Genomic DNA, 15,770 nt, shown 5'->3' with positions numbered 1-15,770 from the left:
CGTCATATTTAAATTGTAAAGCTGTGTGTAAAATTATAGTTTGAAAGCTAATTGTGGAAAGGTATATATGATAAGCTTAATAGTGAATGCGGGAGCAGATTTTAGCAGATATAACCAGAAGAATTTTTACTATGATGGGAAGTTTTTGGGAACTCATAAGCTTGGGTCTTTGGCTTTTGGAGAGAAGATAAATGCTATAAATATATTTTTCTTACCAGAAAGTCTATCCCAGCACATTGTAGAAAAAGCTCAAAACGAACTGGTACCAGATTATCACAAATCTTCTTATGAGTACATAAAGCTCTTAGTATTTTTAAAACTTATTGATATAGACTTGGAGAGTGATATAGATGAACTTTATTTAAATATCATGTACGGGCTAAATGTATATCCAGATGTTTTGAAAGAAGCTTGTAGGAGTTTTGTGGTTTTTAAAAGCCTGAAAACATACCCCCGTAAATCCTTAGAGTTTAAACTTTTATTCGGAGACCCTATCATAGGAAACACCGCCACAAATATAAACCTTTATACCACAGATATTAGCACCATGGTTTTGTTTGATACGTTTGTAAGCATCAAAGATTTGGAGTTTTTAGAAAAAGATGTCTACGACATGGTCAAAAACGCAATGCTCATTTTAAAAGCTATAAAATACAACATTCCTCTTTTTATATATACCAAAGGTTATCATGATAAAAACACCATACAAAACACTATAAATCACCTAACGAAATATTTTTATAATACCTATAAAAAAAGCATACCAGATTCAAAAACCACAAATCTTATATATGCTATCATGTATCTTTTGGCAATATACCATAATCTGTCAAACACTTTAGAAAGTCTTGGTATAGCTAAAAAAGAGTGGATAAACTTGCAAGATTTAGAAACATTCATAAAAATATACAATATTTACAAAAGGGACTTTGGACAAAACGAAATAATATTGAGAAAAGATATAAGAGTAATCCAAAACAAAGAACAGCAAAACAATATAGAAAATATTTTAAGATTAAAAGAGTTAGATGGTCAAAAGGTAATATCAAATCCAAGCAAGAGAAACTGGAAAGCTCACAGCGGGCTTGAAGGAAACATAACCTTTGCAAAATACGAAAACAATAAGCTTTGTCTCTCTTACGATAAAAACTTTATAGGATGGATAGAGAAATGTCTTTTAGAAGATTAGATAAGCTAAATATAATTTACAACTTTTTACTGGTTATATCACCTACAATACTAATAATCTTTAATAATTATTTTGATAAATATGATATATACATTTTACTTGCTGGACTTGGACTTGCGGTTTTTATTTTTTCATGGCTTTTAAAAGAAACTAAGCAAGCTTTAATAAAGGATAGATACACTATATTACAACAACTTTTTACTGGAAACATAAGTATATCCATTGGTTTAGCCGGATTTCTCATAGAGCTTATACTAATTAATCAACTCTCTAACATCGTCTACTTTATGATTAGCAATAAATGGGGTTTGAAAGAAGCCTTGGAGCTTTTTATAGTATTTTTTGAAATCATGGGGGTAGGATTGTTAGTCTTGAAGTTTTATGACTATTATATAAAAGAACAAGAGATGTTAGTTAAAGAAAAAGGTAGAGAACAAAGAAGAATTTTGGTATTAGCATTATCAAAGCCCAGTGAAAATCAATCCAATAAAGATCTACCAAAAAATTATGAACCATACAAAGATTTGATTGATTTTCATAAAGATAAATTAGAGATTATATTTGCAATTTATTCTGAAGAAGTAAAAAAAGAAGGAATCGAAATATTTAACAAGATAGTCGAAAATATAAAACCTAGTATCGAAATTATAAAGAAAGAAGCAGACTATAACAACGGAGATAGTATAAAATGGGTTCTTATTAGCATAGACCGTGAGCTTAAAGAAAAAAATATAAAAGATGAAGAGATATCCATATACATATCTTCTGGCACAAACGCTATAACCGTTTATTTTACGCTTTTTGGACTTGAAAATAAAAGACAGATTGAGTATATGAGGCAAGATACAAGGGAGATAACAGTTCTTAACCTTATAAAAGAGGATGTATTAAAATTTATCAACAAAATCTATTAGAGATATAATAATTTTATGGCTAAAATTTTAATGGGAATAATAGGTGGTGGAAAATATCAGATTACCAGATACTCTTTTGAAGGTCAGGAGTTTGAGACAAACTATGTTATAGATGCTTTAAAAGAGGTTATAAAACCAGATAGAATATTTATAATAGGTACAGAGAGTTCAAACTGGGGATTGGTGGATGAAAAGCTAAGCTCTTACGAAAAGCTGATAGTACCATTAGGAGCAAACGAGCAAGATTTCTGGGAGATGTTTAGAATTATTACATCCATAGATGTAAAAGAAGAGGATGAGCTTTATGTGGACATCACTCATGGTTTTAGGTCTATACCGCTTTTTATAAACACCGCTTTGAGCTTTTTATCTAAAATAAAATCTGTCAAGATAAAAGCCATATACTACGGAGCTTACGAGGTGAAAGATGATATAAAGCCCATCATAGATATATACCCTATCATAGAGTTAAACGATTGGATTGAAGCTTTTAGCGTATACAAAGAATACAAAGATGCCTCTAAGTTTTCAGGGCTTTTAGAAAAAAAATCAAAAGATGCTTCTAAATATCAAAAGATGCTTCAAACTTATTCTGCACTTTTTGGTTTTACAGCAATAAATCAATATATTGAATATAGCAAAAACATATCAGAAGAGTTCGAAAAGATGTCTTTAGAACCGAGCCTAAAAGCCATTGAGTTTTTAAAAGAAGACCTAAAGCGTATATCCAACATGTTTTCCCATGAAAAGCCTTATGAAAACTATTTAGAGCTAGCAGAGCTTTATTATAAAAGCAATAGATTTCACCAATCTTTGGTGGTGCTTACCCAGACCATTGTAGAATGCGCTCTAAACAAGCTTGGTATAGTTTTAGAAGACAGCAATAGAATAAATCTAGAAAGTCTTATAGTAAAACACCTACAAAATCAAAGCATCGTAACAAAAGATATGGCAGATTTGATGAACCAAATATCTACTCTAAGGAATTCTGTGTCTCACGCTTTTATGGGAAGAGTTGTAAATCCACCCACCATAAAAAAATACAAAGAAGACATCAAAACTTTTATTCAAAAAGCCAAAAACTTGATAAAAGAAGATTTCATAACAGACAAAGAGCATTTTAAAGAAAACATATTTAAAGAAATCAAAAACACCTTAAATCAACAGACACCTCAAACCAAAGAAGCTTAAAGAGTCAAGACAAAGAGCTATGAACGGCAGCCAAAACTAAACCATATCGCATCAAAATTAGAAGCTTTATCAAAACAAAGTTCTTAAAACCGAACTCCCTATCCCAGTATATAAGTTTATACAATCCCACATAGTTCAGATAAAACTATATGCTTTGAAAGCAATATTTTATCCATCACCATGTTCAAATGATGTTCAAAATCTTTATCTTCAAAAAGAATTGGCTCATCCTCTTCATTTTCTATAAGTATGGAAAACTCCGCTCAATATGTATGCAATTTCCTTTTCAACTCCTCTATCTCTCTTTCTTTTTCTAAAATCTCCTTTTCCTTATCAAGTACTATTTTTTTCATATCTATATCTGCTCTTTGATATTTGTTTTCTAGGTCCTTGTAGGCTGTTTTACAATCTTCCAAATCTTTGTTTAAGTTTTTTAGCTTTTCGGATAAAGATTTATTTTCTTCTAACAATTCTTCTATCTTAACCTTGTGTCGCTCCAAATCCTTTGTTAAAAATTCTATCTCTTTCTCTTTTACCGCCAAAAGAGCGTATAGACTAGAAAGCTCTTGCATCAATTCTTGCTTTTGAAATTCAGCATATCTTTGAATATTAATATATGTAGCTATAAGGGCACCGTCTGGAAGTGATTTTAACTTTTCTATAGATTCTGAGATAGCCTGCTCCCTCTCTTGGGATTTTTCTTTGTTGTTTTGAAGGTTCTCGTATTCGTCTGATGTCAAATACACATACCATATACCATCCTCTTCTTTTGCTCCATTTAATATACCAGCCTTTATTCTATTTTTGACAGTATTCAATGATACTGACATCATCGCTGCATACTCGCTTGCCTTTAGTTTGATATCATTCATAATATTTACCTCCAATATGTTGATAGTATTAATATATCATGACATATCATTGATGTCAATTTTTGTTAATATCAAAGCAGTTATTTGTTTATTTGTTAACATAATGGTAATTATATTAACATATTTACCATGCCTTATAGATTAGATTAAGCTAGTGCTGATTATAATATTCAAAATAGATTCCACAAGAGGCAAATTGTTGTATATTATTATGTTAATGAAGAATAAAGTTATTATTTTAGGAAGTGGTCCAAATAGAATTGGTCAGGGTATAGAGTTTGATTATGCTTGCGTACATGCCATACAAGCGGTCCAAGAAGAGGGTCTAGAAGCCATAATGATAAACTGCAACCCAGAGACGGTTTCCACAGATTACGACACTGCTACAAGGCTATATTTCGAGCCTATAGTGATGGAAAACGTCAATTACATCATACAAAGAGAAAAAGATGTGCTTGGTGTTTTGCTACAATTTGGCGGTCAAACACCTCTTAAATTGGCGAACGAGTTTAGGGAAAGGGGTATAACAGTCCTTGGCACATCTCCTGAGAGTATAGACTTAGCAGAGGACAGAGGAAGATTCAACGCTTTGATGAAAGAGCTTGGCATACTTCAACCAGAGGGCAATATTGCTATTACCAAAGAAGAGGCTATAAAAGTAGCAAAAGAAATAGGGTATCCCGTCTTGGTAAGACCTTCTTACGTACTTGGCGGAAGGGCGATGAGAATTGTTTACACCGAAGAAGAGCTTCTTGATTATCTAGAACAAGCAGTAGATGTAAGTTATCAAAGACCTGTATTGATAGATAAATATCTAAGCGACTCTATAGAAGTGGATGTGGATGCTTTGTCTGATGGAGAAGATGTACTAATAGGCGCTATAATGGAGCACATAGAAGAAGCTGGCATACACTCCGGCGATAGCGCAGCTTCCATCCCACCTTATACCCTTAAAGAAGATGTTCTAAAAGAAATCAGAGATCAAACAATAAAAATTGCAAAAGCTTTAAAAGTAAAAGGTCTTATAAATCTACAATTTGCTATAAAAGATGATGTACCTTATATACTTGAAGTAAATCCTCGGGCTTCTAGGACAGTACCTTATGTAAGCAAAAGCGTCGGTTATCCTTTGGCAAAAATAGCTACAAAAATATCTCTCGGTAAAAATCTAAGAGAAATATTGCCAGAAGTTTTTGATAAAGAACACCATGTAGCCTCTGATTTTTTACCAAAAGACTTTAAATACTTTACTATAAAAGAAGCTGTGTTCCCTTGGAACAAATTCCCAGAAGTAGACCCGATACTTGGACCGGAGATGAAAAGCACAGGAGAGGTTATGGGTATAGGTACTTCGTTTGGAATAGCTTACTACAAAGCCCAATTAGCAGTGGGTAGCAAGATACCAACATCCGGAAATATTTTCATATCTGTGGCAGATAGAGATAAACCAAAAATAATAGAACTTGTCTCTGGGTTTTTAAAGCTTGGATTTAAAGTACTTTGTACAGAAGGAACAGCTTACTTCCTAAAATCAAAAGGTATCTTGGTAGAAAAAGTGCTAAAAGTTTCCGAAGGACGGCCAAACATAGTAGATTACATCGCTAACAAAGATATTCAAATTATTATAAATACACCATCAGGCCATAAAGAAAGGTCTGACGCTTTTTATATAAGAAGAGCCGCCATAAACCACAAGATACCATATACAACTACCATAAGAGGGGGATATGCCATACTAGAAGCTATAAAAGCTATAAAAAATAGCGAAGGTCATATAGAGGTTTTCTCTCTTCAGGAGATAAGGTGAACGCAAAAGAGAAAATAGTCCATTCTATAATAGTCATGATAGGGGCCTTCATGGCAATTCTTGATACTACAATAGTAGATGTAGCTTTACCAAAAATGATAGCGCCTCTTCATACCGACTTATACGGCATCCAGTGGGTAGTTACAGCTTACATGATATCTTCCGCAGTGCTGCTTCCTTTGATAGAGTACATAGAGTCAAAGGTTGGTTTAAAAAACATGTTTGTAGTGGGTATTGGGCTTTTCACATCCGCAAGTTATATGTGTGGTACTTCCCATAGATTAGATGAGATGATTTTGTTTAGAAGTGTGCAAGGAGCAGCTGAAGCCCTTATTATGGTATCCGCTCAGGCTATACTTTTTAGCATATTTGAAAACAAAGGCACTGCCATGGGTATTTTTGGGCTAGGGGCTAGTTTAGCACCGGCGGCTGGACCTACTATAGGAGGATGGTTAACTCAGCACATAGGTTGGGAGGCTATCTTCTTTGTAAACGTACCAGTTGGGATATTAAACACATTTTTATCTATATTTTTTCTTAAAAGCCTTAAAACTGGTAAGCATATAGAAGGCTTCAACCTTTTTAGTCTTTTTTTTATAAGTATATCAACCATTTCTCTTATTGTGCTTTTATCAAACGGTCAAAAATGGGGATGGTTTAGTTCAAACATTACAATACTTTTCTCTTACTTGGCATTAATAAGTTTCTTACTATATGTTGTGTTTGACGTTTATTCTAAAGATAAACTAATCGATCTTAGCATATTCTCTAAAAGAAACTTTTTGATGGCATTTTTTGCATATTTTTGGATATTAGGATTTTCCATGTATGCAGTGTTTTACGCTTTACCACTATTTTTTGAAAAGCTAAAAGGCATAGAAAGTTTCAAAACAGGTCTTATCCTTTTACCCTTTGCAATATCAATAGCCATATTTTCTGCAATAGGAGGAGTTCTTAGCGATAAGAAAAATCCAAAATTGGTGCTTTTTATATCAACAATTATATACATTGGAAGTCTTTATTTTTTCTTATTAAAGTTTGATTACTATACACCTAAAATTACAGCTGAACTTCAACTTATAGTAGTAGGTATAGGTCTTGGATTATTTTTCCCACCGGTCACTGTCATTGCTCTTTCTGGATTAGAGGAAAAGATGCTAATAGTTATTACAATACTTGATTATATAAGGTTTATAGGTGGGTCTTTTGGAACAGCCATTGCCACAAACATACTAAACACTAGAACAGATTATCATTTTGAAAATATAAGTATGATACAAAGTTTTAACGCTTTTAAAATAAAAGAATTTTTAAACTCTTCATATCTAAACAAACCTATAAAAGAGGCTATACTTTATAAAAGTATTGAACTACAAGCTTTCTCTGAAGCGTTTCAGGATTTGTTTTTCTGGTGTGTGGTATTTGCCGTTGTAGGTGTTTTGTTCTTTGCTGTAGACCTAAGAATAAAGTCAAAAGCATAGAAACTTTTTTATTAGTCTGATATATTAAATGTGTGGATAATTTTGGAGTGCTAGAATCTTTGTTAAAAGCTAATATGAGCAAATATACAAAGAAGAACATGTGTGAAAAGTGCAAAGGGACAGGGTTTATTATAAGAGAAGACAATACCGTAGATTACTGCGAGTGCATTCTTTCTTCTAAGGACTCGTTGTTAAAAGCTATGAACATACCAAAAAGATATTGGAAAATAGCCGATAACATGGACGCTTTTTATACGGAAGAGCAAGACGGAAGTTATACAAACGCTTATATAGCTGTACTTGATTATGTAAATAAATTTAAAGAAAATGAAGGAAGAGGGCTTATCTTCATGGGCCCACCAGGCGTTGGCAAAACTTATCTTTCCATATTCTCTTTGCTTTATTTAGAGGAAAAATACAAAATAAGAGGGCTTTTTTACGATGTTAGAAGCCTGATACTAGATTTAAAATCTTTGATAGGAAAAGATAGACATCTAAATAGCAATAGTTATGAAAAACTACTTAACAAAGTTTTAAAAGCTCCAATACTTGTTTTAGATGACCTTGGTAGTGAAATTCTAACAGATTACAACAAAGATATATTGACTTATATCATAGCAGCTAGATACAACGATATGGCACCTATTATAATAACAACAAATTTTAACCTACTACAATACAATATAAGACCGGAGCAAGTGGGATTATCAAATAGTCCTTCAAACAAAAAGCAAAGCTCAGAGATACAAACCTCCAGCAAAAAGATATTTGAAAAAAATGAAGCTGAGCAAGGTAAAGTGTTTTCTTACGATGATCTTCCAAACTCTTTGAAATCAGATTTAGTGTTGAGATTGGGAGAAAGTATAGCTTCAAGACTTGGGGAAACATGCGATTTTATCTATATGTTTGGTGAAGATAGAAGAATAAGTAAGTCAAAAAAAACAAAAGAATCCAACGGAAAATAATAACACTATGAAAAACGCTATAACTTTTACAAAAGAACTTGTTTTAAAAGATTGGCAACTAAAGCTTCTAGCTTTAATTATAAGCATAGGACTATGGGTTTATGTTAACTTTGGCAACTACGTACCTATAGAAATTTATAAAACAGTTCACATAAAACATAAATCACAAGATTATGCCTATATAGTAGAGCCTAAAAATGTTGTATTAAACATACTTGTGGTGGATAGGGTTTTAAATCCTAAAATCTTAAGACAAACAAAAGCTTACATAGATGCAAGAACTCTTAAAACTGGTATAAATATAGCCAAAGTAAATGTAGAAGCGCCTATGCCATTTTTGATAAAACAAAACCTTTCTAAACCAACTTACGTAAAGGTTTTTGTAAAGAAAAAAGAATAAAAATAGTTTATAATCTAATAATTATGATGATAGAAGGTTCTTTTCTAGGAGAAGGCTTAAAGATAGGTATAGTAGCTTCTAGGTTTAACTCTACGCTTGTAGATAGGCTAATAGAAGGAGCTTACGACGCTTTAAAAAGACACGGTGTAAAAGAAAACGACATAACGCTCGTAAGAGTCCCTGGCTCTTGGGAACTGCCTCTTGCTTGTAAGAAACTAGCTAAAAAAGATTTTGATGGAATATTAGCCGTTGGTGTTTTAATAAGAGGTCAAACACCTCATTTTGATTATATAGCGGCTGAGGTGTCAAAAGGATTAGCTATGATATCTTTAGAGCTTGAAAAACCAATAGCCTTTGGGGTTATAACAGCAGACAGCATAGAGCAAGCTATAGAGCGCTCTGGTACAAAACAGGGCAACAAAGGCTTTGAAGCTGCTATGGCTTTGATAGAAACTATAAACGTTTTGAAAAATATTTAGCTTATGCTTGATATAATCATCAGAAACGCCAAAATAGACGGCAAAATAGTTGACATAGGCATAAAAGATGGTATTATTAAAAGTCTAAAACCAAACATAGAAGAGTCTTCTAAAGAAACCATAGATGCCAAAGACAAGATTGTAATGCCCTCTTTTTGCAACATGCATACTCATGCAGCTATGAGTCTTTTAAAAGGTATTGGGCAAGATCTTACCCTCATGGATTGGCTTCAGAAGGTAATATGGCCATTGGAAGGAAGGTTTGTGTCAAAAGATTTTGTAAAAGATGGTACTACCCTTGCGGTTGCCAAAATGATAAGAGGTGGTACTACATTCTTTTTAGATATGTATTTCTTTGAAGAAGAAGTGGCTAACGTTGTAGAAGATGCTGGAATAAGAGCTGGAATTGGCTTTGGTATACTTGATTTTCCTACAAAGGTAGCTTCAACACCAAAAGAGTATCTTGAAAGAGCAAAATACTTTGTGGAAACATTTAAATCTAGCGATTCCGTAATACCAGTTTTATGTCCTCACAGCGTGTACACTTGTTCTAAAAATACACTTTACTCTGTTTTAGAATTATCTCAAAAGCTTGACACCTATATTCACATGCATATTTCAGAAACCAGAAAAGAAGTAGAAGGTGTAATAGAAAAATACTCACAATACCCTTTGGAATATCTAGATGAAATAGGTATTTTATCAGATAAATTTATAGGAGCTCATGGGGTTCACTTAAACGACGATGAAATAAATATAGCCTCTCAAAGAAATATAACAATAGTCCATTGTCCTGATAGCAATTTAAAACTTGGGTCTGGTATAGCACCTATTTGGAAATATGTAAAACATGGTGTCAGAGTAGCTCTTGGTACAGATGGAGAGGCTTCAAACGACAACTTATCTATGCTAGAAGAAGCTTCTATTATGACTAAGCTACAAAAAGGCTATTTCGAAGATTCTACTGCAATGCCTATAAATGTGGCGTTAGATATAGCTACGAAAAATGGTTTTGAGGCTTTTAATATTAAAGCCGGTGTCTTAGAAGAGGGATACGATGCAGATATAATTGTTATAAATCCAAACAACGATATAGCAAACATACCCATATACAATGAAAAAGCTTTAATACTTTACTCTTTAAACGAAAGCGCTATTGAAACTACCATAGCAAGAGGTAAAATCCTCTATCACAAAGGGGAGTTTAAGACTATAGACATAGAAAAAGTTAAATTCAATGTAAAATCTTGGCAAGAAAAGATTGAAAACGCTCTGACATGAATGTCGTTTACCTTGGCATAGGTAGCAACTTAGGAGATAGAATAAGCTTTTTAATAAAAGCCCTTGATAGGTTAAAAGAGATATCTTATGTGGAAAAAATATCTTTTGTATACGAGAGCATACCCTTTGGAATAGAAAATCAACCAAAATTTTTAAACTTTGTAGCAAGGATAAAAACAAACATGGGTGATTTTGAGCTTTTAAAAGCTATAAAACAAATAGAAAAAGAGATAGGAAGACAAGAAAGACCTAAATGGTTCCCAAGGGAAATAGATATAGATATTCTCCTTTTCAATACAAATATAATCCTTACAAAACCGCTAGAGGTCCCACATCCTTACCTTTTAGAAAGGGATTTTTTCTACTATCCCCTATTAGAAATAGATAAAGACGTATACCATCCTCTTAAACGAGCAAAGTTAAAAGATATAAATACTAAGCCGCTAAATAGGCTCACCTTCTTTTCTGGGCTTTATATATAGTTATATCACAAACTGATTTATACCCCTTGAGTCTAAGAGTACCTCTAAATTTCCATCCTTAAACGTGTAAGCTATTCCTTTTACCTTATCTATTATGATAAGCCTAACCCATTCGTTTACCACAAGCTTTAGAGCTTCCTCTGTTTGCTGAGCAGCCTCCAAGACCTTTTCAACAGGGGCCTCTATGAAGGTTAAAAGCCTTATAGGTTCGTGATACGGTATACCGTCATGATAAACTGTTTGGTAAGGAAGTCCGGTTCTCAAATCCCCGTAGTTTCCAGTCCAAACACCTATTTTCCCTACAACGTTGTGATACACTTTAGAACCGGCTCCTAATCTTTCGTTATCGGTAGTGGAAAAATAATGCTCCATATTTATCCATTCGCCTATAATAAAAGGACCAGACAGTATTGTCTTTAGTATCTTGTTGTCTTTGTCTATTTCCCAGTCGTAAGATTGCATAAAAAATCTGTTTTTTAAAGTGATGTTTTGAGTACTTGAACGCTTTCCCACGTAAACTCCCATATTTCTAGAAAGGCCCCATTCTGGTCTTGTTTCAGACCAATCTATAGCCCTTATGGATATTCTATCTCCAGAACCAGCATACGGCAATGTCTTTGCCCTTTCTTCTCTAGTCTTTTGAGAAGCTATTTTAAAGTCTTTCTCAATTTTTTCAAAAAGAATTTTGTCTTTTGCCGGAATTGCTTCAGTGTCGTAAAATGTTATATCATCGGTGGTGGTGTTGTGAAGCCCTGGAACAAATATCGTATCAGGCGGTATTGATATACCTCGTTTTAAAAGCTCTTTCCTTACATAATCTCTATTTGCTATATTTGCCAATATTCTTACATTGGGAAGTCCACTGTTTCCTCCACAAGCTCCACAATCCAAGGCAGATTCAAAAGGATTGTTATCAGATGAGCTTACATGGGCTATTAAAAGTACAAACTTTGGTATATTTTCAGTAAGTCCTATAAGCCTTAGAAAATTTTCCACAAGATTTACCTGCTCTTCCTTTGTGTACCCTACGTTTGACAATCTTTGCTTTTCAAACTCAAAGCTTTCTTTAGTTATGTTGTACTTTGTGGATAAAATCTCCAAAACTTTATTGTCTATATTAGATACTTTATCATTTAACATAATTTCTAATATCTCCTTTGCCTTTTTATCGTTTATAGATTTCTTAAACTCTAAGTGATAGGCCTCTTTTATCTTTTGTATGAAAAACTTTTCTGCGTAGAAGTTTATCTCCTCTTCTGTAAGGCTATCTATAGTAAATTGAGTATTTGGTTTTTTGGCTTTTATAAAAGATAAAATCTTTAAGGTAAAGTCTGGAAAAAGCGTTTTGCCAAACAAATTGATACCAAACAACCAGCCCATCGCTTCTACCATAAAAAACGGCGTGTATGGATTATTCTTTAAAGAGTCTAAAATCTTCTTAAAAGTGTGGTTTATGTTGTGTTTTGTTTTATAATCGTAATGCTCTCCCTCTGGAAGCTCAAAAATAATTTTTGATGGTTTTATAAAAACAGGACATAAGTTAAGTTCGTGAGCTTTATCAAACTCAACATAAGCTATTGGAGTACCGAAAAATCCAGCTACTCCAAACGTGTTGTAGTTTCCAAGCCTTTCTATATGTCTTCTTATAGCTTCAGACCTTACATCTATACAAAACACGGCGCTAGCCAATATATCTTTTGATATTCTCTCATGTGATTGCAAGAAATCTATTGTATATTCTTTTATATAAGAATCTTCTAAAGACTTAAGCCATATATAACCTTCTTCCTCTTTCAACCTTTCTATCAAGTAGGCAAATTCTACTATATCTTTTTGTCTATCAAGATTTAGCAAAAGTTCATTGGCTATGTTTTGGATACGACAAGCTTCCAAAATAACTTCTTCCACCAGATAATCTGTTAGTATTAAATTTAAGTTTTCTTTGTTTTCAAGTCTATCTATATACTTTGAAGGCAAAATGTTTTTTGCTTTTAAAAGCTTTAAAACAAATAGAGTTTTATTTTTAGAAAAAGCATTGTAAAGCTCGCTGAAATTTACAATATAAGAGTCTTTTACATATTTGCTCTCATAATGAAGCCTTATTGCTATATAATCTAACAAAGAAGCCGGGTGTATTTGCTGAAAATAATAATCCTTGTTGTCCTCTCTATACCTTATAAAAGCTGCCCATCCAAAATCTTTTATAAGATGTCTTAGTATATATTGTTCTATATTTTTAGGTGATATCTCATGGATTATAGTATCAGCATACTCTTCTGCATTTAGAATTGTGTTTAACCCCTCATAGTATTTAAACGCTTCAAACATGCCTTTTTCTCTTTCTGGCATAGACATCGTAGTCTGACCTTCATCTAAAAACCTTGCCACAAACTCTACTATCTCTTTTTCTATAATGTCCGTTATATTTGCTTCAAACAAAGCGTCTAATATCTCACAAAAAAGCATATCTTCTATAAGCTCTTCAAACAAAACCTCTTCTTTTTTAATTATTTTTTGGTTAAAATACTCCATGAGATTTACATCTGGTTTTTGAGAAGATTTTATTTTATAGTGTTTCCAATCTTGGCTAAGTTCCGTTATAAACTTTTTGGCTTCTGGAAAGTATTTTTCCAAACTGATACTTTTAAGAAACTCAAACAAATTTTTCTCTAAAACATCTTTTTTAATAGCACCTTCTTTGTATAGTTCTGTATAATAAGAGGATTCCATATATACCTTTGCCTTGTAGAGTTTAGAAGCTTTTTTAAGAGCTTCTTTAAAAGGCATATCCTCAAACCCATGCAAAGGGTTGTGGTGTACAAACGTAGTCATCGGCCAGTAGTGAGGTATATATTTTTTAACATTATTAAGATAAGTTTGAATCATATCAAAGCCTCCAAAAAGCTAGAAAGTCCAAGCAATGTAAGCATCAAAAGTACAATCGTCATAACCAAAGCAGATTTTCCAGATATATCTTTGTATATAACATTTTCATTTGGCGCTCCAAATATAGTGTTTTTCATTATCCTAAAAGCCATAAAAAAGTTTGCAAAAAATATCCAGCTTATTATTAAATATCCTATCTTACTTAAGTCTCCCTTCAATATTCCAAGAAGTAAAGAAAATGAGTTGGAAAAAGGAGGGTATAGGCCTAAAGCCATCAAGGTAAGTCTTATCATAAGGGCTAGCTTAGGCGATGTCAAAGCAAGACCTTTTACATTGTAAAAGTTTGCACTTTCAAATATCTCTATATACTTTAAAGCTATAACATAAAGAAGCGCCGAGGCTATAACCACAGAACTATAATAAACGTTGAAAACCTTGTAAGGTAAAATAAAAACAGATACTGCATTTAAAAATAGAAAATAATAGCTTAGCTTCATCAAGTTTGTAGTTTTATAAGATAGATAAAACGTAAGCAAGGAAGTAGCAAAAGCCACAACAGCAAACATATCATAATACATATTTTTAGGTATAGATGGGCTTATAGAATACATCAAAAACCCAATGATAGATATTAAGAATATCATAAGAGTATTCTTTGGTTTTGGGCTTTTAAAAAAAAGATAGTAAGGGATTGCGCCCATTAAAACTATAGCAAAGTATACCATAAAAACCTCCTAGAAAATATATATGATAGCTTTACCTTTGCAAGTGCTAAATACATATTATAATAAATTGTATGGAAAGAAGACCGAGAAGATTGAGGAAAAATGAGATTATAAGAACGCTTGTAAGAGAAACGAATGTAAGTATATCAGACCTTATCTATCCGCTTTTTATAACCCACGGTGAGAACTTAAGAGAGCCCATAAGCTCTATGCCAGGGGTCTATAGATTTTCTATAGATAGAGTGATAGATGAGATAAGAGAGTGCCTGGAGCTTGGCATAAAAGCTTTTATACTATTTGGCATACCAGAGCATAAGGACGAAGAAGGTTCTGATACTTGGTGCGATAGTGGTATAATACAGCGTTCGTTAGACAGTATAAAATCCAAATTTCCAGACGTATATCTTATAACAGATGTATGTTTTTGTGAATACACATCCCATGGACATTGTGGCGTTGTAGTAGATAACGACGTTGATAATGACTTAACTTTAGAAAATCTTAAAAAACAAGTGGTATCTCACGCAAAGCACGGGGCTGACATGGTAGCACCCTCTGGGATGATGGACAATATGGTAAAAGCCATAAGAGAAGCGCTTGATGAAGCAGGGTTTGTAAATGTACCTATTATGGCTTACTCGGCCAAATACGCTTCTAAGTTTTATGGACCTTTTAGAGATGCCGCAGACTCAACTCCTTCTTTTGGAGATAGAAGAACATATCAAATGGACCCTGCAAACAAAAAAGAAGCTATCGTTGAAATGGATATAGACTTTGAGCAAGGAGCAGATATTATAATGGTAAAACCAGCTCTTGCTTATCTTGATATAATACACATGGCAAAAAAACGTTACAACATACCAATAGCTGCTTACAACGTAAGTGGAGAGTACTCAATGATAAAAGCCGCCCATAAGCTTGGATATATAAACGGTGTTGACGTTATGAACGAGGCGCTTTTATCCATAAAAAGAGCTGGAGCCGATATTATCATAACATATTTTGCAAAAGAGTTTGTACTACAAAAATTTTTGGATTAAACAAGTTTCAGTGCTTTTAATACATAAACTAAAATAGTCAATATTAGATAACCTATTA

The 15,770-nt window shown here is 33.1% G+C and carries 14 protein-coding genes; 11 read left to right on the top strand and 3 right to left on the bottom strand.

Translation table 11 applies throughout. The features are described from left to right. Positions 1 to 67: 67 nt before the first annotated feature. Genes ACYQZV_RS04600 through csx2 form a run of 3 tightly spaced genes read left to right on the top strand, consistent with a single transcriptional unit; the run spans position 68 to position 3,294 of the window. Positions 68 to 1,189 carry a TM1812 family CRISPR-associated protein gene (locus ACYQZV_RS04600; RefSeq protein WP_459893693.1) on the top strand — a complete coding sequence of 374 codons (1,122 nt, stop codon included), beginning with the start codon at positions 68 to 70 and terminating at the stop codon, positions 1,187 to 1,189. Beyond that, a complete protein-coding gene (locus ACYQZV_RS04595) occupies positions 1,171 to 2,103 on the top strand; it encodes a hypothetical protein (RefSeq protein WP_459893691.1) in 933 nt (310 codons plus the stop codon). The genes ACYQZV_RS04600 and ACYQZV_RS04595 overlap by 19 nt, the downstream gene beginning before the upstream one ends. Positions 2,104 to 2,118: 15 nt before the next feature. Further along, positions 2,119 to 3,294 (top strand): TIGR02221 family CRISPR-associated protein, encoded by a 1,176-nt coding sequence (gene csx2 / locus ACYQZV_RS04590; protein ID WP_459893689.1) that lies wholly within the window; start codon positions 2,119 to 2,121, stop codon positions 3,292 to 3,294. A gap of 263 nt (positions 3,295 to 3,557) precedes the next feature. Here the strand turns inward: csx2 and ACYQZV_RS04585 are convergent, their stop codons facing one another. Then, positions 3,558 to 4,166, bottom strand: a complete 609-nt coding sequence (locus ACYQZV_RS04585) for a hypothetical protein (protein ID WP_459893687.1) — start codon at positions 4,164 to 4,166, stop codon at positions 3,558 to 3,560. Positions 4,167 to 4,383: 217 nt separating this feature from the next. On the opposite strand from ACYQZV_RS04585, the gene carB reads away from it, so the two are divergent. Genes carB through folK form a run of 7 tightly spaced genes read left to right on the top strand, consistent with a single transcriptional unit; the run spans position 4,384 to position 11,061 of the window. Beyond that, entirely contained in the window at positions 4,384 to 5,973 is a 1,590-nt protein-coding gene (gene carB / locus ACYQZV_RS04580) for a carbamoyl-phosphate synthase large subunit (protein WP_459893685.1), read from the top strand. Continuing rightward, entirely contained in the window at positions 5,970 to 7,454 is a 1,485-nt protein-coding gene (locus tag ACYQZV_RS04575; protein ID WP_459893683.1) for a DHA2 family efflux MFS transporter permease subunit, read from the top strand. Before carB ends, ACYQZV_RS04575 begins: the two co-directional genes overlap by 4 nt. A 32-nt stretch (positions 7,455 to 7,486) precedes the next feature. Then, positions 7,487 to 8,419 (top strand): ATP-binding protein, encoded by a 933-nt coding sequence (locus ACYQZV_RS04570; protein WP_459893680.1) that lies wholly within the window; start codon positions 7,487 to 7,489, stop codon positions 8,417 to 8,419. A gap of 7 nt (positions 8,420 to 8,426) precedes the next feature. Continuing rightward, positions 8,427 to 8,819 (top strand): YbbR-like domain-containing protein, encoded by a 393-nt coding sequence (locus tag ACYQZV_RS04565; protein ID WP_459893678.1) that lies wholly within the window; start codon positions 8,427 to 8,429, stop codon positions 8,817 to 8,819. A 20-nt stretch (positions 8,820 to 8,839) separates the two neighbouring features. Further along, entirely contained in the window at positions 8,840 to 9,298 is a 459-nt protein-coding gene (gene ribH / locus ACYQZV_RS04560) for a 6,7-dimethyl-8-ribityllumazine synthase (RefSeq protein WP_459893787.1), read from the top strand. Positions 9,299 to 9,301: 3 nt separating this feature from the next. Continuing rightward, entirely contained in the window at positions 9,302 to 10,579 is a 1,278-nt protein-coding gene (locus ACYQZV_RS04555; RefSeq protein WP_459893675.1) for an amidohydrolase, read from the top strand. Beyond that, a complete protein-coding gene (folK, locus tag ACYQZV_RS04550; protein ID WP_459893673.1) occupies positions 10,576 to 11,061 on the top strand; it encodes a 2-amino-4-hydroxy-6-hydroxymethyldihydropteridine diphosphokinase in 486 nt (161 codons plus the stop codon). The genes ACYQZV_RS04555 and folK overlap by 4 nt, the downstream gene beginning before the upstream one ends. On the opposite strand, the gene ACYQZV_RS04545 is transcribed toward folK, so the two are convergent. Both ACYQZV_RS04545 and ACYQZV_RS04540 read right to left on the bottom strand, forming a co-directional pair. Continuing rightward, a complete protein-coding gene (locus ACYQZV_RS04545; RefSeq protein ID WP_459893671.1) occupies positions 11,062 to 13,947 on the bottom strand; it encodes a DUF2309 domain-containing protein in 2,886 nt (961 codons plus the stop codon). Then, the gene (locus ACYQZV_RS04540; RefSeq protein ID WP_459893668.1) at positions 13,944 to 14,672 is read right to left on the bottom strand and encodes a hypothetical protein; all 729 of its coding nucleotides are present in this window, start codon (positions 14,670 to 14,672) and stop codon (positions 13,944 to 13,946) included. Before ACYQZV_RS04540 ends, ACYQZV_RS04545 begins: the two co-directional genes overlap by 4 nt. Before the next feature lie 71 nt (positions 14,673 to 14,743). On the opposite strand from ACYQZV_RS04540, the gene hemB reads away from it, so the two are divergent. After that, on the top strand, positions 14,744 to 15,712 hold the full coding sequence (gene hemB / locus ACYQZV_RS04535) for a porphobilinogen synthase (RefSeq protein ID WP_459893667.1): 969 nt from the start codon (positions 14,744 to 14,746) through the stop codon (positions 15,710 to 15,712). The last annotated feature ends 58 nt before the right edge of the window (positions 15,713 to 15,770 follow it).

It is taken from the genome of Hydrogenobaculum acidophilum, from assembly GCF_054656715.1.
Note: the sequence above shows the minus strand (reverse complement) of the source record. Positions and strands in the feature narration are given on the sequence as shown.